Raw genomic sequence first — 21,736 nt, 5'->3', positions numbered from 1 at the left:
AACAATGAAATACCTTTACTATACTTATCAGTTGTTTATTGCGTTACCTTTAACCATCATCACTACAGTGGTTATAACCAGTTCTATCATTATAGGTGCGGCTCTTGGCTTCGGTCATTTCTGGGGCAACTATCCTCCTCGTTTATGGGCTCGTATCATCCTGTGGCTATTCCTCATTCCTGTACGTGTAGAGGGACGTGAGAACCTGGATAAGAAAGAGTCATATGTCTTTGTAGCCAACCATCAGGGAGCCTTTGACATCTTCCTGATTTATGGTTACCTGAATCGTCATTTCAAGTGGATGATGAAATACCAGTTGCGTAGAATTCCTTTTGTAGGCTTTGCCTGTGCCAAGACCCATCAGATTTTTGTGGATAAGCGTGGTCCTAAAAAAGTAAAGGCTACCTATGACCAGGCTCGTGAGACGCTGAAGGGCGGTACTAGTCTTACTGTGTTCCCCGAGGGCTCCCGTTCGTTCACGGGTCATATGGGTGTCTTCAAGAAGGGTGCCTTTATGTTGGCCGACGAGTTGCAATTGCCTGTCGTCCCCCTGACTATCAATGGTTCTTTTAATATCATGCCTCGTATGCGAGATATGAAGTTTGTCCATTGGCATCCCCTTACCCTGACCATCCATCAACCTATCTATCCTGTAGGGCAGGGCTCAGAGAATGTGGAGGCAACAAAAAATCAGGCCTATGACAGTGTGATGTCTGCCTTAGTGCCTGAATATCAAGGATTCGTGGAAAACCCCGATCAGTAAGTAGAGTAAGTGTAGCAGTTACTCTGTCTTGGGCAATGCAGGATATTTCCGTGTCCATCCATCCCAGCGCAGTCGCATCACTCCGAAGAATGCCTCTCCGAAGATGCCACCCGACATTTTGCTGGTTCCCTCCTTGCGGTTCACAAAGATGACGGGCACCTCTTTGATCTTGAAGCCAATGCGCCAGGCGGTGAACTTCATCTCAATCTGGAAGCCATAGCCCTTGAAGCGAATCTTGTCCAGTTCGATGGTCTCGAGCACACGACGCTTGTAACATTTGAATCCGGCGGTAGTATCGTGGATGGGGAAGCCCGTTACGATCTTCACGTATTTTGATGCAAAGTAGCTCATCAGCACACGTCCCATGGGCCAGTTCACCACGTTCACACCACTGATATAGCGTGAACCAATGGCCACGTCGTTACCCTCGTCATGACATGCAGCATAGAGGCGTGGCAGGTCGTTGGGATCGTGACTGAAGTCTGCATCCATCTCAAAGATATACTGGTAGTCGTGCTCTAAGGCCCATTTGAATCCGGCGATATAAGCCGTACCCAGTCCCAACTTACCTTTTCTTTCTACGATAAACAGACGGTCGCTGAACTCATTTTCCATCAGTCCTTTCACGATGCTGGCAGTCCCGTCGGGAGAACCGTCATCGATTATCAGTATATGGAAACACTTCTCCAAACCAAACACGGCTCGGATAATCTTCTCTATATTTTCCTTCTCGTTATAAGTAGGAATTATAACGATGCTGTCGCTTGTATTCATTGATTTAATGGTTTTAATGCTGCAAAAGTAGTCAATTTATTGATACTATCAAAATAATAACTATCAAAAAATAATAAAAGGCAACCTGATAAATTGTTATAATTGTCTAAAGAGGTTATTTTAGCCAAAACACGATAATAGATTTTATACCAATATATTTCAAATAGCCTGATTTGACAGCTCGCCAGAATACCCCAAATTTCTCCTTGAAGGGTATCGCGTGACCTGTATAGAATACTTTACTGAGTGTGTAGCGAGCAAATTTCCTGATTGTAGGAGAATCTTGAAATTTAAAGAGCTCGTCAAAAACAGTAAGATAGCAATTCAGGTTCTTTTTTGAGTATCCTTTTCCAACTATTGATGACTTTCTTATTCTATGCTTTACGAACTTCCTGTTTAAATAATATATACGGTTTGTTTGGAGTATTACTTGTGGGGTGAATAATTCGTCTTCGTGGATAAGTCCATCATAGAAATTTAATTTGATCTTCTTTAAATATTCCCATCTGGTAAACTGCAACCATACTACGGCACGGTGCTTCTCTTTGTCAAGTAATAGATTAAAAAGAGAAAGCCCTTCGTATTTTTTGTCCTCTACTAAAGTATCATTTCTGTTGTAATCCCATGGGATTTGTAATGCATCTTTTTCATAAAAAACTTCTGCGTCAAATAGGCATACGTCAGCATCATTTTTTTTTGCATAGTTATAGCACTCCTCTAACGCTGTTTTATCGATTATGTCATCAGAGTCCATGAAATACACGTATTCTCCTTGACAAAGATTTAGACCTGTATTTCTTGCGCCCGACAAACCTTTGTTTTTTTGACTGTATATGCTTATTCTTTTATCAGTTAAAGCGTGTTTATCTAAAATCGATAAACTGTTATCTGTAGAACCATCGTTTACCGCGATAATCTCTATATCCTTTAGAGTCTGATTCTCTAAGGAATATAATGCTTCGTCGAGATAGGGTTCAACGTTGTATACTGGTAATATGACACTGACTTTTGGCATTTGATTATAGTTCTTGATGTACTTCTTGATATAACTTTAACAGATTTTCTGTTGTCTTTCTCCATGAGAAAAGTTTTGCTCTTTCCAATCCTAAAGTTTTTTGTTTCTTATAGAGGTCTTCGTCTCTTTCTAATTGCAGCATCATTTGTGCAATCTCGTCACTGCTTTCTGGATTTACCAAGATTGCATCATGTCCAGCGATTTCAGGCATGGATGAGGTATTGCTGGTGATGACAGGCGTTCCACATGCCATTGCTTCCAGCAGCGGTATGCCAAAGCTCTCCCTTAGTGAAGTATACAAGAAGGCAAACGCTCCATTATAAATATAAGGTAAGTCGCTGTTCACAATATATCCAGGCATGAGGATATAATCTCTGATATTCTCAATGTGGTTCCGTTGAATGATACCATTCAGATATTCAGCATCCAGATCGGCCATCAGCAACTTTCGTTTTACGTCCGACTGTTGTAGATATTTGGAATAAGCAACCAGTGTACGCTCAGTATTCTTTTTGGGGTCAGTATTGCCTAAGAAGAAGAAATAGCCCTCATCAGCAATGTATTTCTTAGTGACATGGCTCGTATCCTCAATGGGCTTAAACCAGTTGTTGTATCCGTTGTATATCATTGCCATGCGTTCACGTGGAATACCCAGTTTCGAAATGATGTTCTCCATCTCAAAGTTTGATACGGTAATGATACGACGGCATTTATTTAATATCCTTGGAACGTCCAATCTCCTGTATAGCCAGCCCATGTTCTGGTAAAGAGAATGATTCTGTTTGTCCCGGGGCTCAAGGAAGATGATGTCGTGCAACGTCAAGACCAATGGTATATCACACCAGATGGGAGCAGTATTGCTCGTACAATGTAGTATCTCTACGCCATATTTCTTTGCAGCCCTTAGCAGTGCCCATTGTTCCCAAAGCGGATATGAAGGACACTTTAATTCGATGATATGCACATTCTTTGTACTCTCTACACAACGGTCTTCGCCAGGTTTCACAAATACATAGTATTCATTCTCCGTGTCTATCTGTTGCAGTTCTTTAATCTCCTGCAACACCACGTAGTCCATACCGTGCTTGTTTTTGCGGAATATTCGCTGTGCTTCAATGCCTACAATCATGGTTCGAATATGATTTGTTTGCAAAAATAAGCAAAATGTTTGTTATTCCAAAATTAATTTGTAATTTTGTGGCTAAAACGGATGTTGTAATGCCTAAAACAGCGAAAAAATTCAAATTGGTTTATCTTACTCCAGCTTTATATATGGCTGGAGGGGTGGAGCGTGTACTGACGCTCAAAGCCAATTATTTCGCGGAGCATTACGACTATGACATTACGATTATTCTGACGGATGGAAAAGACAAACCATTCTTCTATCCACTCTCTCCAAAGATAAAGGTTATTAATCTTGATATTAACTTTGAAGAGCTTTGGACTTGTTCTTTCATTAAGAAGATATTCGTTTATCTGAAGAAACAGCGTCTATACAGGAAGTTGGTTGAGGCAGAACTGATGCGTCTCCGACCAGATATTACGGTAAGTTTGCTTCGTCGTGAGATAAATTTCCTTACTGATATTAAGGATGGAAGCAAAAAGATTGGTGAACTGCATGTGAATCGTGCCAATTATCGAAATTTTGAGGCTGACGACGCAAATTGTGTCAAAAGGATCTTTGCCAAGTTCTGGATGCGTAATTTGGTGTCAAAACTTAAAAAACTTGATAGCTTTGTTGTCTTGACCAATGAAGACAGACAAGCATGGCCTGAACTTTTGAATGTAAGTGTTATATCAGATCCACTATCTTTTGTTCCGACCCAGGTAAGCATGATGGCTGAAAAACGTGTCATGGCAGTAGGACGTTATGTTTATCAAAAGGGCTTTGACCTTTTATTGCAAGCATGGTCTATTGCAGAGAAAACACACCCTGATTGGCAGTTGGCAGTCTTTGGCGATGGTGATAGGACGCAATATCAAAAACAGATGCGTGAATTGGGTATTGATAGTAACCGTTGTCATTTGAATGGCCCAACTTCAAATATTCAGCAGGAATATGTCAATAGCTCTCTCTTTGTCTTCAGTTCTCGCTTCGAAGGCTTTGGAATGGTGTTAATAGAGGCTATGGCTTGTGGGCTTCCTGTGGTGTCTTTTGCTTGTCCATGCGGTCCTAGGGATATTGTGAAGAATGGCGAGGATGGCATCCTGGTCGAAAATGGTAATGTTGAGGCTATGGCTGATGCTCTGTCTCGTCTGATGGGTGATGATACTCTTCGCCGTTCGATGTCACAGTCGGGAATAATGAATGTAAGGCGCTTCAATATTGAGCAGATTGCTGATTGTTGGAGGACTCTTTTTGAGTCGGTAAAAAAAGACTGTTGAGTATGAGAATATTATTCCTTGTTTATCATGGCTTTTCTGAGGTTAGTGGTATCTCGAAAAAGATTCACTATCAGGTGAAGGGACTGCGTGAAAATGGTCACGATGTGCGTCTCTGCTATTATGACTTTGCGAAGAATGGTCACTGCTGTCGCTTTATTGATGGTCAGGTGCTTAAAGACTACGGTAAAGGAAAACTCGCAGGTATTCGTCAACGTCTCAGTTATAATTGTATTTATGATTATTGTATCCGTGAGAATATAGAGTTTGTATATGCCCGTTGCTTTCAGAATGCCAATCCATGGTTGATTCAATTTTTTAGGAAATTGAAGAAAGCAGGAATACATGCTGTCACAGAGATACCGACTTATCCGTATGATGCAGAGTTTGTTGGCTTCCCTTTTATGACACGCTTGAATTTGAAGATAGATCAACTGTTCCGTCGGCAATTGTATGCTCAGATGGATGCTATTGTTACTTTCTCCGATGCACAGGAAATCTTTGGTCAGCGTACGATAAATATTAGTAATGGTGTCGATTTCGACAGCATCCCGCTCCATCAGCCATCAGCCAACAGCCATCAGCCATCAGCCATCCATCTGATCGGTGTGGCAGAGGTCCATTATTGGCATGGCTATGACCGTTTGATTGCAGGGCTTGGCGAATATTATAGCCAACTGCCAACAGCCAACGGCCAACGGCAGGAGGTGTATTTCCATATTGTTGGTGGAGTGGGGCCTTCGGAAATGTATGATTCTATGCATGCTCCAGGTTTTCATGAGTTGATGGAAACATATCAGATACAGGATAAAGTAATTTTTCATGGTCAGCTCTTTGGTGATGCATTGACAGATGTTTTTAATCAGTCCCAGTTCGCTATCGGTAGTCTTGCTCGCCATCGTAGCGGAATCACAAATATCAAGACACTGAAAAATCGTGAGTATGCAGCCCGTGGTATTCCTTTCATTTATAGTGAACAGGACTGTGACTTTGACCAGCAGCCTTATGTGCTGAAGGCGCCTGCTGACGAGTCACCAATAGACATCGACAAAATATTGGATTTCATTGGCAATAATCACATGGCCCCGGGTAATATACGTAAGACGGTAATGTCATTGGCTTGGAAGAATCAGATGCAGATGGTCTTGGATGCAATAATATAAAAGGATGAATAAGAAAATTGTATATTTCGTTGGTGGACTTCTATCTCCAAACGGGATGGGAACGATACTCAGTCAGAAAATTAATTACCTGGCTGAGCATACAGACTATGATCTTTACATGGTTTTGACGGAAAAGGCAGGTTCCCCTTGGTATTATGATATTCATCCACGTGTTAAATGGGTTAATTTCGACATCAATTTTGATGAATTGGATATTATGCCATTTCACAAGAAACTATGGCACTATTTCCTTAAACAGCGACGATTTAAACGTATGTTTAGTGACTATCTGATGAAGGTTCGTCCTGATATTACTGTTTCTATATGTCGCCGGGAGATTAATTTTATTACTGATATACAAGACGGAAGCAAGAAGATTGCAGAAATACATTTTGCACGTCCATTTTATCGTAAGTTTCAGAAGTCTTTCTTTCCTAAATTTTTAAACGAATGGATTAGTAAACAGTGGATTGGTCGCTTCGTCAATAAATTAAAACGATTAGATAAATTCGTTGTATTGACAGAAGAAGATTCCCTTAACTGGCCAGAACTGAATAATTTGGTTGTGATTCCTAATTTTGTAAGTTCCACTTCCATGTTGCGTTCGTCCTTGTCAAATAAACGTGTTATCGCTGTTGGTAGGTATTCCTGGCAGAAAGGGTTTGATATGCTGATTAATGCTTGGAAAGTTGTGAATACTCGTCATCCGGATTGGCAATTGGATATCTATGGAAGTGGTGACAATGCTCTGTATCAGAAACAGGCGGATGGTCTTGGATTAGCTTCTGTTGTTACTTGTCATGGTTCTGTAGAACACGTTTATGAGAAATATGCCGAGAGTAGCCTCTTCGTATTAAGTTCAAGATATGAAGGGTTTGGATTGGTTTTAGTTGAAGCAATGGGAGTTGGTCTTCCTGTTGTTTCGTTTGCTTGTCCGTGTGGTCCTCGTGATATTTTGAAAGATGGTGAAACAGGTATTCTTGTTTCTCCAGGTGATGTGAAGGGATTGGCCGAAAAAATATGCTTTGTAATTGAACACCAGGATGTCAGACAATCTATGGGCGAGCGAGCAATAACAAGAGCAAAGATGTTTACGCAAGAACGAGTCATGCAGCAATGGATGGAATTATTTGAAAACCTGATGAAGTAAAGTAAAAAAACAATAATGAGGATGCAGTGCATCCTCATTGTTATCTGTCAATTAAGATTGATTATTGATTGCTGAACTTGTCTGGATAAACAAGGTCTTCTTCCCAATAGAGATACCAGTCTTTGTTCACATTCATGTTAACTGCCCAGTTCAGGAAATCGGGATAAGCATCTGTTATGCTCTTTCTCTCCAGCGGATAACGGAAGCTGATAGGAACGATGATGGCGTTGGGGGCTTCACCCTTTTCTGGCACCTTAATGGTTTTGCCCGTTGTGCGGTTCTCTATGTAGATTGACTTCAGGAAATCATCCATACTCAGGTTCTTTTCAACGGTGACAATCTCGGTGACGGGTTCTATGTATGTCGAATTCTTTTCGGTATTGATAAATACCTTTTGGTCATATCTGTATCCGAACAACTCGTGGACTTCTTTACCGTTGAAGCCTTTCTCCTCACTACCTTGGATACCACCCAATACGATGGCGTCGTAGGCACCGCAGGCAATGATACTGAGCTGAATCTTGTCTTCGCCTAGACGTGTGGTACGAAGAACAACATCGTTCATGTCGTAGTCTGCAGTCTGAGGACGGTCTTCAAAGCACATCGTGTAGGCTTCGGCTTCAGGCTGGGGCTTCTCATCGATTTGGATAAGACCTCCACCAACCTCAATCACCATATCGGTAAAGTTACAGTCTACACCTTCCTCAAAGCACATATAGGTCTTTCCGTTGGCTGTGAACGTAGCAATACGCGGGTCTGTATAGGTCATGCCTTCCTCGGTTTCACCACCCAAACTCTTATCCATGGCTTTTTTGAAGTCCCCGAAATGATTCACCTCTTCATTCAGACGGCCGTCACCATATGTACATCCGTATTTATTATTGGAAATATCGGTGCCGTTCTGACATTTCTGGTTCAGGAAACCAATTTTATAGCCGGCAGGGAAGGTGGCGCTGGCCTTGACTTCTCCTTTGAAGGGTGCCTCTTCATAGAACGGCAACAAGAATTCACGTCTGTGATAGATTGCACTATCATTCTTTTCGACAGTTGTCTGTATACGTTCCACCTGTATAGCTTTGTATTTAGGCAACTGTTTGATATAGTCAACCTCGCTCATGCCTGATGGAATATCCTCCGGCCTGAAATAATAGTAGTAGATGTGGTTCTGCTTGAAGTCGTCCGTAAAGGCCTGGATGGGAATCAAGGTAACGGGATTGCCGTCGGTCTCGAAATAGTTGTTGTCAGTCTTGAAATAGGCGCTGTTGCGAATGGCTGGAAGATTATTCTTTTTGATTTTCTTATCTGCGCTAGCATACTTCTGAAGAAAAACATTGAGGATAGCCTTTACATTTTCCAACTCACCCTCAGCGAAGTCTGCAATACCATCTCGGAAGATGACACCTCTGTTGTTAATTTTATTGCCATTTTCTACACAAATATCCATACGCCATCCGTTGTCAAAATCCTGATCGACAGGAGCCCACATCTGGTCGCTCCAGTTCGAGTTGTTCCATGCGTCGTATTTAGCATCGTCCGACTCAGCACGCTGTGTGTTCAGTGACTTTTGGGGAGCCCCCAGTTTGATTTTGTCGAAAGTGGGAGCTTCGCTCTTAGCGGCTCTACGTGATGAGGCATTGGCTTGTGGGAAACTAACGCTTTCCTGTCCTACATTGAATACCTGAATGAAGTAAACGCCCTTGCTGTCAATACATGCGGCAATCAACTGCTTATAGATGTTTGGAATAGAGTAGGTCAGTTTGACTGTTGCTCCCTTTTGGACTTGGGCCTCGTTCAATACCCTGGCCTCGTTATTCAGGAAGGGTGACTCAGTCAGAATCTGAACCTTTACGATGTCGTTAAGATTTGCATTGGCCGTGATTTTTACTTCACTGCTAACGGTACTGTTCCAATCTTGATTAGAATCGATCTTGACACCATATCTCTGTTCAAAGTTCGCAATGGCCTCTTCGCTTTCATTGGGCTGTGGAGGATAGTCCATGTAGTCCTTCTTGATGCAACCCGTCAGAATAAATGCTGACAGCATTGCTAAGGTAATAGATTTTTTCATGAGATTAATTGTTTTATGCTAGTATTTTGCCTACAAATATACAATTTTTACATTATTTAATCCTTAAAGAGCTGTATAAAATGCATGAAAGTGGTGATTATTTAACATATTTTTTAATTCTGGGCGATGATATACTCTTCTTTTTACCCTTTATTTGATTTTATTTGTTACCTTTGCATGGTAGAATCCGTGATTGTGGTTATGGCAAATTGGTATGATAAGTATTTGACTATCTACGGGAAACCTTTTAGCGAGGTGCCTCAGGATGTGATAGATGGAACTCGTGAGCGCTTGGCTCGTTTGCAGAGTCCGGACCCATTGGCTAGTATCGTGGTGATAGGTTATAACGAGGAGAAACATCTACAGGCATGTCTATGGGCTATCAGTGAAATTAAGTGTAAATACCCTGTGGAGATTATTGGCGTTGACAATGATTCTACAGACAGGACGGCTGAGATATATGAGAAGTCGGGTATTCCTTATTACACAGAGTACCAACATTCTTGCGGCTATGCACGTCGTTGTGGTTTGCAACATGCAAAGGGACGCTTCTATTTCGATGTAGATAGCGATACTTTATACCCTCCATATTATTACGAAGTAATGCTCGAACATTTACTAAAGCCAGGCGTAAGTTGTGTCTCTGCTACATGGAGTTACATTCCAGATGAGAACCATTCAAAGCTCAGTTTGAAACTATATGAAATGACTCGCGACCTTTTTCTGTGGATTCAGCATTTCAAGCGCCCAGAACTCTCTGTGCGCGGCCTAGTTTTCGCCTATAATGCCGACTATGGACGCAAGGAACCATATCGTGTGGATATTATCCGTGGCGAAGATGGTTCTATGGCATTCAATCTGAAGAAATACGGTAGGATTGTTTTTGTGCGTGACTCTCGCTGCAGGGCTATCACTGGATATGGCACCATAGGCAATAAACCGATGTATCAGAGCTTTATTGAAAATGTAAAGACACAATTCAAAGGTATAACCAGAATTTTCCATCAGACGGATAGGTATATTGATAGTGACGATAACCTTGTAAAGAAATAGACAGGATGAAAATTTTGTATGTATATCAGACATTGGCAAGATATGGTGGCGTAGAGCGTGTATTGGCTGATAAGATGAATTATCTGGCCAACCATTATGGTTATGACATATATATACTAACAAGAGATCAAGGTACTCATCAGATTCCTTTTCCTTTGGAAAAACGGGTCCATTATGATGATTTAGGAATTCGTCTGCATACCCAATATGCCTATAAGGGGTTGCGTCGGTTGTGGGAGAAGATCAGACTGCAATGCTTGTATGAGTATCGTGTATGTAAAAAAATAAAGGAGATAAAGCCTGATATTATCATTGGGACAGACGTTATGCCTGCTCGTTCTTTATTGCGCCATAAGGGTAGGGCAAAACTCGTTATAGAATCTCATTCAATGTATCGGATGACCTATGCAGAACCTACAAAAAATCCACTAAAGTTATTTCTCAATTATATGGCTTTCCGTGCATATAGGAAGGCCGATATGCTTGTGTCTTTAACTAAAGGAGATGCAGATGATTGGCGGAATAAGAATCATAACGAAAAAGTTTGTGTCATTCCAAATGTAGTGAACTTGAATGCAACAGGTTTATATAGCGATTTGTCTCAGAAGAATGTTATTTTCGTCGGACGTTTTGCCTATCTGAAAGGTATCCCATATCTTATGGAAATATGGAAAAAGGTTCAAACTCGTCACCCTGATTGGACTTTAAATATCTATGGCGATGGTGAGGAAAAAGAACAGTATGCGGATTTTATCGCTTCTTTAAATATCATTGTTCATCAACCAACAAGACATATCCACGAGGAATACTGTAAGAATTCCATTTTTCTTCTGACGTCAATAAGTGAGTCGTTTAGCTTGGTTATTCCTGAGGCTATGAGCTGCGGACTCCCTGTGGTTTCATTTGATTGCCCTTATGGCCCAAAGGATATTATCACCGAAGGTAAGGATGGCTTTCTTGTTCCCCAATATGATGTGGATGCTTTTGCCGATAGTGTTTGTTATCTGATAGAAAATAAGAATATTCGGTTACAGATGGGAATGGCTGCTTTAACATCCTCTCAACGGTATGCAGCTGAAATTGTAATGCCTCAATGGAAAAAACTATTTGAGTCCATCCTTGAATAACGTTTCCCAAATAGACATAATCTGACCTATTTCATATCTCTTTGCAGAAATCCTGGCTTGGATTCCCATTTCAGTACGTTCGGCTTCGTGAGTCATTAGCCATTCCATCTTCTCTGAGAGTTGCTTGATGTTGCCATTTTTTACAAGGAAGCCATCTTTCTTGTCTGAGATGATTTCGTTAGGCCCGTATGGACAATCAAAAGCCACCACTGGTAAACCACATGACATGGCTTCAATAAGCACTAATCCAAATCCCTCAAAGTTAGAACTTAACACATAGAAATCGCTATGAAGATATTCATTGTATATTTCCTTTGTGGGTTGATGGATCGTAATTCTGCCTTGAAGGTTGTTATTGATAATCTGATTGTTTAAATCGCCTTCAAGTTCTCCTTGTCCAAAGATGTCAATTTTCCACAAGGGATGTTTATCGCTAATGAGTGAAAATGCGTCGATAAGCTTGTCAAATCCTTTCTGATGGTTCAGTCTTCCTACTGCGATAATTCGATTGCTGCAAGTCTTTTTGTCGTCTATCGTTTCTGGATATTCAGTCACGGGATTGGGTATTACCTTTGCCTTGATACCACACGTTTTCCATTGCAAAGCATCCTCGTTTGTTAGTGAAATGAAATGGTCATACGCTTTGATTGTCTGCGTGTTACGATTGTCATAAAACTTGAAGATGATTCTGCTTGTGCTGTGTTTTTTGAAATCGTAATGTCTTATCACAGAATCGTGACTGATGTGAGATTCCATGATAGTTTTTGCATTTCTTTTCACACTAAGTATCTCATTGGCAACTTTTAGTGAATAGGTCGTTGTAATGATATAGTCTGGTTCTTGTTCATTTACAATCTTTTGAAGTTTCCTTCTGAAAACTCTTTTCAGTTTGAAGTAGTGTATCAAACGTGTGAATAGTGAATATTTGTAAAGTGTGAAGAAACGGGTGTCTAAATCTATGTGTTTTACCGTAGGATGTAATGGGTAGGATAGGGGATGAGCACCCTGTTCATACGTGATTAATGTGATGTCATATCCCTTCTTGGCAAGATAATTGATCTTGTCTGCTACGACTCTTTCTGTTCCGGCTAGTTGGGCAAAAGATTTGAGTATGTAGATAATCCTCATTTGTTAATTCTATTTTTGGACAAAAGTACAAATACTTTTTCTTTTTTGCAAATTTTTCGGTGATTATGCTCTTAAATTAAAGAAATTGCGTATTTTTGCATACAAATGTACGTCACGATGAAGATTACATATATTTATACGGCTTTAGTTACGAGAGGTGGGGCTGATCGTGTCATAACCAATAAGGCTAATTGGTTAGCTGAGCATGGCTATGATGTGATGATAGTCACTGATACTCAGTTGGGACGAGAGCCGATATATCCCTTGAGTCCGAAAGTTGTTCTGCATGATCTGGCAATAGATTTTAGTTTAGAGTATGGTCATTCTTTACCTGTTAGGGCTTGGTGGTACTTTAAGCTGATGCGTCAGTATCGTAAGAAATTGACGGAAGTGTTGATGAAACGCCAATCAGATGTTGTCATCACTACGTTAGGACGTGATTTAGACTTCCTGACAAAGATAAAGGATGGTAGTGTCAAAATCGGTGAATCTCATATTGCGCGACAATTCTCGCGTAACTTCCACCTGATGGAACAAAAGGGGGGCTTGCATAAGATGATTGCTCAAAGATGGAGGAAGAAGCAAGAGAAAGATGTCAGCAAACTGGATGCTCTTGTCTTATTGACTCGAGAAGATGCTAATAGTTGGAAGGGCGTTACGAATACTTTTGTGATTCCTAATCCGACTCCATTCTATCCGGAAGAATCATCCACATGTGAATCTCATAAGGCTATCTGTGTGGGACGCTTGAATGAACAGAAAGGCTATGTGTATCTGATTGACGCATGGACTATTGTCAGTAAACGTCATCCTGATTGGATTCTTAATGCGTATGGCTCGGGTGAAATCAAGGAACAACTTCAAATGCGTATTGATGAGAAAGGGGTTTCTAATTCATTGATTCTTAATGAACCTACTTCTGATATCATTGGTAAATACTTAGAGAGTAGTATTTATATTATGAGTTCCCGTTTCGAAGGTTTCCCAATGGTTTTGTTGGAGGCAATGTCATGTGGACTCCCCTGTGTTTCTTTCGATTGTCCTAATGGAGCCAAAGATATAATAGAGGATGGTCGTAATGGATTCTTGGTAGAATACTTGAATGTCAATGCTTTGGCTGAGAGTATTTGTAAGTTGATAGAAGACGAATCCTTGAGGAAGAAGTTGGGGCAAACAGCCAAAGAAGACGTTATGATGTATCTGCCAGACTCAATAATGAAGTTGTGGATCGACTTATTTAATCTACATTGCAGAAAGAATGAGAACTGAGAGTTATAGACATAAAAACGGAGAGGTTACAAATATTCCTGTACCTGAGAGCTATCGCGATTGTATTGTGTTAATAAAAAGTGATAACTATCGACAGACAGGACAATCTGAGTCTCTGTGGAATTTGTTAAGGAAGAATTTAAGACATTTTAATTCTTCACTCCTTTTTTGGTTTAGATTGTGCCAATATCGAGGTTCCTTTTTTCGCCTATTCTGCTATCTTTATAATCGGGTCAGTAGGAAGTGCTGTATATATCTCCCACCAATGACCCGAATTGGTTATGGCTTGGATATTGGTCATGGTATGTCTATGGTTATTAATGGAGGAACGATTATTGGCAATAATGTCTCTTTGTCTCATTTCATGAGTGTAGGAACAAACCATGATACCCCAGCAATAATAGGGGATAATGTTTATATTGGTCCAAACTCAACGATAGTTGAAGATGTCTGTATAGGTTCAAATGTGACTATAGGGGCAGGATCTGTTGTTACAAAGGATATTCCTTCTGATGCAACTGCTGTAGGTAGTCCAGCAAAAGTCATCCACTATAATAATCCGGCCAGATACATTAAGAATCCTTACCCAGTACAATGATATCAATGGGCTTTCTACCTTTTTTTCCAATCATTACTGGATACTTCTTTGAGAATAGAATAATCAGCGGGTATAGTATAGCCTCAAACAGAATGGTTAATAAAATGGCTATATACCAAGGGTAGCCTTTGCCATCGCTAAATTTTAGAATTGATTCTAACGAGTAGTTTGTCACTCCAATCAGCATCCAATGCATACCCATGATGACTAATGTTCCAATGGATATGTTTAGAATAACGCTATTCATGTGATTATTCATAAGCCTGCATAAACTGATGATTCCCATGATTGCTGTGATGTTTAAGCACCAGAAATAGATGGCATAAGATGTGATGTCATATGGACGATTGAAATAGAAAATCATTAAACTGGCAGAAAGACATAGTATTGCCATGAATAAGTCTTTTTTTAAATTCGGCTTCTCAGGTAGATAATTCTTCTGCCTGCAAAGATGTCCTAGGACAAAGAATGGAAAACATCTGATAAAACCGACAAACGGCAAATCGACAACATATCGTTCATATTCATTTATACAGTAAAGAGCTGCTGTGCATAGTACAACTAATACAATAATAGACTTCCCGTATCTCAGGTGATTGGACAAAGCGAGGATGCACTTCATAATAAGGAGTGCTGATATAAACCATGTGACACCATTCAATGATTCGAAATATGGAGATGAATGTTGGAGCATGAATGTTCCAATGATAGGTTTAAGGAAATCATACCAATAATGATTCGGGGTCTCTATGAGATACCTGGCAACCCAGTAGGGATAGAAAACCAGGTTATAGCACAAGTATGGTATAATCAAAGAATGAAAATACTTCTTTGCTGTCTGTTTATTCATATATTCCTTCTTCGTAAGATATCCAGATATGAAGAAGAACAGAGGTATATGAAACTGGGTGATAAAGCATACTAACGGGCTCCCAACTGTTTGGGGCGTATGTCCAAACACAACAAATGAAATGGCTATGGCCTTTACCCAGTCAATCCAGTTCAATCTGTTTTGTATGCTAGCAGTATTTGCCATTATTATGTCCTTCTTATGTAAGGAGATCAATCATTTCTCATTATTAACGAATGACGATCTTCTGTCCATTAACGATATATATTCCTCGTGGTAGCGATTTTAATGATGATACGTTCATTCTCTTTCCTGTTGTCGTAAACACCTTTAACTGCTGCGAATTAGCATTCGCAGAAATGATGTTGTTTTTCTGTATTACGGTAAGAATTCCATTAGAATATTCAAATTCATAGTTCTGAGCCTCACCTCCACTAATGGAGATAAGATAATCTCCTATTGGACTGTCTTGTGTGGCTGTTGTTGAAACTATAGGCTTTGAAAGCAATACATTTTCATTCTCATCATTCTTCCATCCCCAATATTTTAGTTCAAATTCAGGATTCTCTTGTCCCTGTTCGCGTGTGTAGTTTCCTACAGATACAGTCAGTGGTGCTTTCTCAATGGTGAGAGTTCCGGATGTATATATCACATTATAGTTTTTAACAGAGCCTTGCTTCACAATAATTTCGTAAGTACCGGCGGGTGATGCTAAGGTTGCCTCACATTCAATCTCAGGTGTTCCCTCGAGAATGGCTCCTTCAGTCGTAAATTCGAATACTGGATTTTGATCGCCATAATAACGAACATAATCCTTTGCCTTGATAATCACAGGATCAGCTTCCGTTACAGTGAGTTTTCCGTTGACATGATTGATGGCGTAATTTGTAGCCTTGGCTCCTGATATGATGATTGCATACTCTCCAGGGTTAGACTCTTTTGTTGCCTCGCATGTAATTGTAGGAAGCTCTGTCAGTACATTTTCGTCTTCATTGTTCTTGAATCCAGAATATGTTGGCGTGAACTCAGGCATTGTATCGCCCTGCTTCTTTGTGTATGTTCCTGCAGAGACTGTCAACGGAGCTTTCTCGACAGTCAGCGTTCCCGAAACATATGTCACGTTGAAGTTTGATATCGTGCCTTGTTTGGCAACAATTTCATAGGTTCCTATAGGAGATGTAGCGGTAGCATCACAGGTGAATTCTGGTGTCCCAGTGAGTGTACTTCCTTCAGTTGTATACTCGAATATTGGGTTCTCATCACCATATTCACGTGTTGCATTTTTAACTTTAACGATAACAGGGTCTACCTTTATGACTATCAGTTTTCCTGTTGTATAGGTTATTTCGTAGTTTTCCGCTTCCGCACCATAGACTACCACAGGGTATTCACCAGGGGCTGTTACCTCGTTCGCATCACAACTCACGGCGGGTAACTTGGTTAGTACCTCCTGACTCTCATTGTTCATAAATCCTGTATAGGCCAGTGTAAATTCTGGCATTTGTGCACCCTGCTTCTTAACATAAGTGCCTGCAGCAATATTTAATGGAGCCTTCTCAATGGTTAATGTGCCTGCAACACAGATGACGTTGAAGTTCTTTACAGATCCTTGCTTTACTATGATATCGTAAGTGCCAACAGGCGATGTTTCTGTCGCCTCGCAGGTTATTTCTGGTATACCATCAAGCATAGCTCCTTCAGATACGTAATCAAACAAAGGATTCTCTTCTCCATATTTTCGTGAGCAACTAATTGCCGTGATAATAACAGGATCAGCTTCGGTTACCACCAATTTTCCTTCCGTATAACTGATGTCATAGTTTCTGCCTTCGGCTCCAGACAATGTTACAGGGTATTCTCCAGGCGCACTGTCTTGATTGGCGTCGCAGGAAACAATGGGTAGTTGGGTCAGTACGTCTTTTGTCTCATTGTTCTTAAAACCAGTATATGACAGCGTGAATGGAGGCATTTCTTCGCCTTGTTTCTTTGTATATGCAGTCGCAGCAATGTTCAGCGGAGCTTTAGTAATGGTAAGCGTACCTTTTACATAAGCCACGTTATAGTTGCTGATTGTTCCCTGTTTCACAATAATATCATAAGTTCCTACAGGTGATGTTGCAGTTGCTTCACATATGATTTCCGGTGTACCGCTAAGTGCAGCCCCCTCAGTCTCAAACTCAAAGATGGGATTGGGATTACCATATTCGCGTGTGTAACTCTTTGCTGTGATTGTTACAGGGTCAGCATCAGTTACCACCAGTATGCTATTACGATAGCTGATAGCGTAGTTTTCAGCTTCTGCTCCAGAAATGGTGATTGGATATTCGCCTGGTGTACTTACCTCAGTGGCTATGCAATTTACAACAGGCTGTTTCGTCAGTACCTCCGGGGTTTCATTATTCTTGAAACCTGTATAGGAGAGTTTAAACTCAGGCATAGGCTCTCCCTGCTTCTTGGTACAATCTTCAACAGCAATCGTGAGTGGTGCCTTTTCAATGGTCAAAGTGCCTGCAACATAGGTCACGTTATAATTGCTAACCGTTCCCTGTCTTACAATAATATCGTATGTTCCTATTGACGATGTAGGAGTAGCTTCACAAATAATTTCTGGTGTACCCTCAAGAGCCGCTCCGTCTACTGTGAATTCAAACGTAGGATTGGCATCACCATATTGTCGTTTGTAACTCTTTGCAGTTATGATGACAGCGTCAGCCTCAGTGACAATTAGTTTGCCATTCGTGTAACTGATGTCGTAATTGCGTGCTTCAGCCCCAGATACCGTTACAGGATATTCTCCTGGTGCACTCGTACCATCGGCCTCACATGCAACAGACGCTTGTTTGGTAAGAATATCTTTTGTCTCATTATTCTTGAATCCAGTATAGGTCAAGGAAAACTCAGGCATGGCCTCTCCTTGTTTCTTCGTATAGTTTCCAGTCGCAATATTTAATGGAGCCTTTTCTATTGTGAGGGTTCCTTTGGCATAGGTCACATTGTAGTTTTTCAGAGTGCCTTGTCTGAAGGAAATATCGTATGTGCCAACAGGTGATGTGGCTGTTGCTTCACAAACGATCTCAGGCGTTCCTTCTAAAGGTGCACCTTCGGTTGTGAATTCAAATGTCGGATTCTCATCACCATACACGCGGACATAGCTTTTAGCTGTAATAGTTACGGGATCAGCTTCTGTCACAATCAGTTTTCCGTGAATATACTTGATGTCATAGTTGCGTGCTTCAGCTCCAGATAACCTTACGGGATATTCTCCAGGATTGCTGGCGTCGTTTGCATTACATGTGGCGATGGCAGCACTTGTTAGCACATCCTTGTTCTCACCGTTCTTAAATCCTGTGTATGTGAGTGTGAAGTCAGGTACCGGCTCTCCTTGCTTCTTTGTATATGTGCCTGCAGAGATTGTCAGTGGAGCCTTCTCGATCGTTAATGTGCCTGCAACATATGTCACGTTATAGTTTTTTACAGAGCCAACTTTAACAAGAATATCGTATGTCCCTACTGGCGATGTGGTTGAAGCTTCACATGTGATTTCAGGTGTTCCATTGAGAGGCGCTCCTTCTGTAGAATACTCAAATACAGGATTGTCATCACCATAGTAACGAGTATAGCTCTTAGCCATGATAATGGTGTTGTCGGCATCAATCACAATGAGTTTTCCATGATTATAATTGATGTCATAGTTTGTAGCCTCGGCCCCGGAGATGGTTATAGGATACTCTCCCGGTTCAGTGGCTTCGTTGGCATTGCAAGAGAGAGTTGCAGGTTTTGTCAGCACATCCTCATTCTCGCCATTCTTGAAACCCGCATAAGAGAGTCTGAACTCTGGCATCGGGTCGCCCTGTTTTTTCGTATAGCAGTCTTCACTCGTGGCAATAGTGAGTAGCGCTTTCTCAATGGTCAAAGTGCCAGCAACGTATGTTACGTTATAGTTATTGACTGTTCCCTGTTTGACGATAATGTCATAGGTGCCTATAGGCGATGTTTCTGTTGCTTCACAAGTAATCTCAGGCTTTCCGTGGAGCGAGCCTCCTTCTGCAGTAAATTCAAAGGAAGGATTGGATTCCCCATATTTTCGGGTATATGACCTAGCAGTAATAACAATGAGATCTGCTTCCGTAACAATCAGTTTGCCATTCGTGTAACTGATGTCGTAATTGGTTGCTTCAGCCCTGGATACGGTAACAGGGTATTCTCCAGGCGCACTGGTTTCGTTGGCATTACAGGAAACCTCAGGCTGCTTTGTCAGTACGTCTTTTGTCTCATTATTCTTAAAACCAGTATATGACAGCGTGAATGGAGGCATTTCTTCGCCTTGTTTCTTTGTATATGCAGTCGCAGCAATGTTCAGCGGAGCTTTAGTAATGGTAAGCGTACCTTTTACATAAGCCACGTTATAGTTGCTGATTGTTCCCTGTTTCACAATAATATCATAAGTTCCTACAGGTGATGTTGCAGTTGCTTCACATATGATTTCCGGTGTACCGCTAAGTGCAGCCCCCTCAGTCTCAAACTCAAAGATGGGATTGGGATTACCATATTCGCGTGTGTAACTCTTTGCTGTGATTGTTACAGGGTCAGCATCAGTTACCACCAGTATGCTATTACGATAGCTGATAGCGTAGTTTTCAGCTTCTGCTCCAGAAATGGTGATTGGATATTCGCCTGGTGTACTTACCTCAGTGGCTATGCAATTTACAACAGGCTGTTTCGTCAGTACCTCCGGGGTTTCATTATTCTTGAAACCTGTATAGGAGAGTTTAAACTCAGGCATAGGCTCTCCCTGCTTCTTGGTACAATCTTCAACAGCAATCGTGAGTGGTGCCTTTTCAATGGTCAAAGTGCCTGCAACATAGGTCACGTTATAATTGCTAACCGTTCCCTGTCTTACAATAATATCGTATGTTCCTATTGACGATGTAGGAGTAGCTTCACAAATAATTTCTGGTGTACCCTCAAGAGCCGCTCCGTCTACTGTGAATTCAAACGTAGGATTGGCATCACCATATTGTCGTTTGTAACTCTTTGCAGTTATGATGACAGCGTCAGCCTCAGTGACAATCAGTTTGCCATTCGTGTAACTGATGTCGTAATTTCGTGCTTCAGCCCCAGATACCGTTACAGGATATTCTCCTGGTACACTGGCTTCGTTGGCTTCACAGGATGCAATTGGCTGTTTCATCAGTACGTCTTTCGTGTCATCATTCTTGAAACCTGCATAGGTGAGGGTGAACTCTGGCATTTCTTCTCCTTGCTTTTTCGTATATGTGGTAGCAGCAATGGTGAGTGGCGCTTTGGTAATGGTAAGCGTACCTTTTACATAAGCCACATTATAGTTGCTAACCGTACCCTGTTTCACCATGATGTCGTATGTTCCTACTTGCGATGTTGGAGTAGCTTCACAGATAATCTCTGGAACACCTTCCAAAGGTGCGCCTTCAGTTGTGAATTCAAACGTTGGATTCTCGTCACCATACACACGCGTACAGGGCTTGACTGTAATGGTGACCAAATCAGCTTCAGTCACAGTCAGTATGCCATTGGTGTATTTGATGTCATAATTGTATGCTTCAGCCCCAGATACCGTTATTAGGTATTCTCCAGGTGCGCTGGTTTCGTTAGCTTCACAGGATACAATTGGCAGTTTTGTCAGTACATCTTTTGTATCGCTATTCCTGAATCCTGTATAGATGGGGGTAAACTCAGGCATTGAGTCTCCCTGCTTTTTAACATAGGATCCAGCATTGATATTTAGCGGAGCCTTTGTAATCTCGAGCGTACTATTGACAAAAGTGACGCTGTCATTTAGGATCGTTCCTTTTTTGATAACGATAGGGTAGGTGCCCACGCCAGACGCTTCTGTGGCATCGCATGTAATTTCCGGTGTACCAAAAATCTCATCTCCTTCTACCCGATATTCAAATATCGGGTTCGAATCTCCATAACTACGAGTATAGTTTGTTACAGAAACTATAGTTGGTTTTACAACGTTTATCTGAAATGCGTTTTCTTCATATTTCCGGCCTTCACCATTAGCCTTGGACAATTTGATATTCTTAAAATACCCCGTCAAGTTACCTATTGTGGTGCTCTTGTCTGCAGAAATAGTTAACCTGACAATACTTCCCTTTGTATCGGAGATATTTTCCAAGTTATTCGCAACAGCAATGAAGCGGTAACTGTTGTCTGGCTGAATATTCATCTCCAAGGATGTGCCCTGAGGCAATCGGGAACGATCTGGATTGTAGCTTGTGACAGTCATCCCTTTTGGCAAATACAAGTCAAACTGAAATGCCGCATAGGAAATATCATTGTCCAAACTAATCAAGAACTCTTTGTCTGTAACGCCTGGCGTAATTATGAAGTCGTTGATAGTGAGCTTATCTT

The 21,736-nt window shown here is 41.1% G+C and carries 15 protein-coding genes; 8 read left to right on the top strand and 7 right to left on the bottom strand.

Annotated features, from left to right (window positions below; translation table 11 throughout):
• The first annotated feature begins 4 nt into the window (after nucleotides 1-4).
• Nucleotides 5-763 carry a lysophospholipid acyltransferase family protein gene (locus L6466_RS09160; protein WP_091815545.1) on the top strand — a complete coding sequence of 253 codons (759 nt, stop codon included), beginning with the start codon at nucleotides 5-7 and terminating at the stop codon, nucleotides 761-763.
• 18 nt (nucleotides 764-781) lie between these two features.
• Here L6466_RS09160 and L6466_RS09155 read toward each other — a convergent pair whose 3' ends face one another.
• The 3 genes from L6466_RS09155 to L6466_RS09145 form a co-directional block, all read right to left on the bottom strand.
• Nucleotides 782-1,537: a polyprenol monophosphomannose synthase gene (locus L6466_RS09155; protein WP_237803112.1), complete on the bottom strand. Its 756-nt coding sequence runs from the start codon at nucleotides 1,535-1,537 to the stop codon at nucleotides 782-784.
• 115 nt (nucleotides 1,538-1,652) lie between these two features.
• Complete coding sequence (locus L6466_RS09150) at nucleotides 1,653-2,552, bottom strand: glycosyltransferase (protein ID WP_237803113.1); 900 nt, start codon at nucleotides 2,550-2,552, stop codon at nucleotides 1,653-1,655.
• A gap of 4 nt (nucleotides 2,553-2,556) precedes the next feature.
• Nucleotides 2,557-3,681 (bottom strand): glycosyltransferase family 4 protein, encoded by a 1,125-nt coding sequence (locus tag L6466_RS09145; RefSeq protein ID WP_237803115.1) that lies wholly within the window; start codon nucleotides 3,679-3,681, stop codon nucleotides 2,557-2,559.
• An 89-nt stretch (nucleotides 3,682-3,770) separates the two neighbouring features.
• Here L6466_RS09145 and L6466_RS09140 point away from each other — a divergent pair, with 89 nt between their 5' ends.
• From L6466_RS09140 to L6466_RS09130, 3 genes are read left to right on the top strand one after another with little or no spacing between them, the layout of a single operon-like run.
• Nucleotides 3,771-4,937, top strand: a complete 1,167-nt coding sequence (locus L6466_RS09140) for a glycosyltransferase family 4 protein (protein ID WP_237803547.1) — start codon at nucleotides 3,771-3,773, stop codon at nucleotides 4,935-4,937.
• A gap of 2 nt (nucleotides 4,938-4,939) precedes the next feature.
• A complete protein-coding gene (locus L6466_RS09135; protein WP_237803116.1) occupies nucleotides 4,940-6,097 on the top strand; it encodes a glycosyltransferase family protein in 1,158 nt (385 codons plus the stop codon).
• 4 nt (nucleotides 6,098-6,101) lie between these two features.
• Complete coding sequence (locus tag L6466_RS09130; protein WP_237803117.1) at nucleotides 6,102-7,247, top strand: glycosyltransferase family 4 protein; 1,146 nt, start codon at nucleotides 6,102-6,104, stop codon at nucleotides 7,245-7,247.
• Between the two features lie 61 nt (nucleotides 7,248-7,308).
• On the opposite strand, the gene L6466_RS09125 is transcribed toward L6466_RS09130, so the two are convergent.
• The gene (locus tag L6466_RS09125; protein ID WP_237803118.1) at nucleotides 7,309-9,315 is read right to left on the bottom strand and encodes a DUF4842 domain-containing protein; all 2,007 of its coding nucleotides are present in this window, start codon (nucleotides 9,313-9,315) and stop codon (nucleotides 7,309-7,311) included.
• Nucleotides 9,316-9,516: 201 nt separating this feature from the next.
• Here L6466_RS09125 and L6466_RS09120 point away from each other — a divergent pair, with 201 nt between their 5' ends.
• Nucleotides 9,517-10,368 carry a glycosyltransferase family 2 protein gene (locus L6466_RS09120; RefSeq protein WP_237803119.1) on the top strand — a complete coding sequence of 284 codons (852 nt, stop codon included), beginning with the start codon at nucleotides 9,517-9,519 and terminating at the stop codon, nucleotides 10,366-10,368.
• 5 nt (nucleotides 10,369-10,373) lie between these two features.
• A complete protein-coding gene (locus L6466_RS09115; RefSeq protein WP_237803120.1) occupies nucleotides 10,374-11,495 on the top strand; it encodes a glycosyltransferase family 4 protein in 1,122 nt (373 codons plus the stop codon).
• On the opposite strand, the gene L6466_RS09110 is transcribed toward L6466_RS09115, so the two are convergent.
• Nucleotides 11,472-12,623 carry a glycosyltransferase family 4 protein gene (locus L6466_RS09110; RefSeq protein WP_237803122.1) on the bottom strand — a complete coding sequence of 384 codons (1,152 nt, stop codon included), beginning with the start codon at nucleotides 12,621-12,623 and terminating at the stop codon, nucleotides 11,472-11,474. The genes L6466_RS09115 and L6466_RS09110 overlap by 24 nt on opposite strands.
• 117 nt (nucleotides 12,624-12,740) lie before the next feature.
• Between L6466_RS09110 and L6466_RS09105 the strand changes: the two genes are divergently transcribed.
• Together L6466_RS09105 and L6466_RS09100 are read left to right on the top strand one after the other, a co-directional pair.
• Nucleotides 12,741-13,892 (top strand): glycosyltransferase family 4 protein, encoded by a 1,152-nt coding sequence (locus L6466_RS09105; RefSeq protein WP_237803123.1) that lies wholly within the window; start codon nucleotides 12,741-12,743, stop codon nucleotides 13,890-13,892.
• Nucleotides 13,893-14,157: 265 nt separating this feature from the next.
• A complete protein-coding gene (locus L6466_RS09100; RefSeq protein WP_237803124.1) occupies nucleotides 14,158-14,490 on the top strand; it encodes a serine O-acetyltransferase in 333 nt (110 codons plus the stop codon).
• Here L6466_RS09100 and L6466_RS09095 read toward each other — a convergent pair.
• Together L6466_RS09095 and L6466_RS09090 are read right to left on the bottom strand one after the other, a co-directional pair.
• Nucleotides 14,465-15,526 (bottom strand): acyltransferase family protein, encoded by a 1,062-nt coding sequence (locus tag L6466_RS09095; RefSeq protein ID WP_237803125.1) that lies wholly within the window; start codon nucleotides 15,524-15,526, stop codon nucleotides 14,465-14,467. The genes L6466_RS09100 and L6466_RS09095 overlap by 26 nt on opposite strands.
• 43 nt (nucleotides 15,527-15,569) lie before the next feature.
• Entirely contained in the window at nucleotides 15,570-21,551 is a 5,982-nt protein-coding gene (locus L6466_RS09090) for an MBG domain-containing protein (RefSeq protein WP_255780301.1), read from the bottom strand.
• Between the last annotated feature and the right edge of the window lie 185 nt (nucleotides 21,552-21,736).

Origin of the sequence: Prevotella communis, assembly GCF_022024175.1 — a bacterium.
In the GTDB taxonomy this organism is placed as follows: domain Bacteria; phylum Bacteroidota; class Bacteroidia; order Bacteroidales; family Bacteroidaceae; genus Prevotella; species Prevotella communis.
Note: the sequence above shows the minus strand (reverse complement) of the source record. Positions and strands in the feature narration are given on the sequence as shown.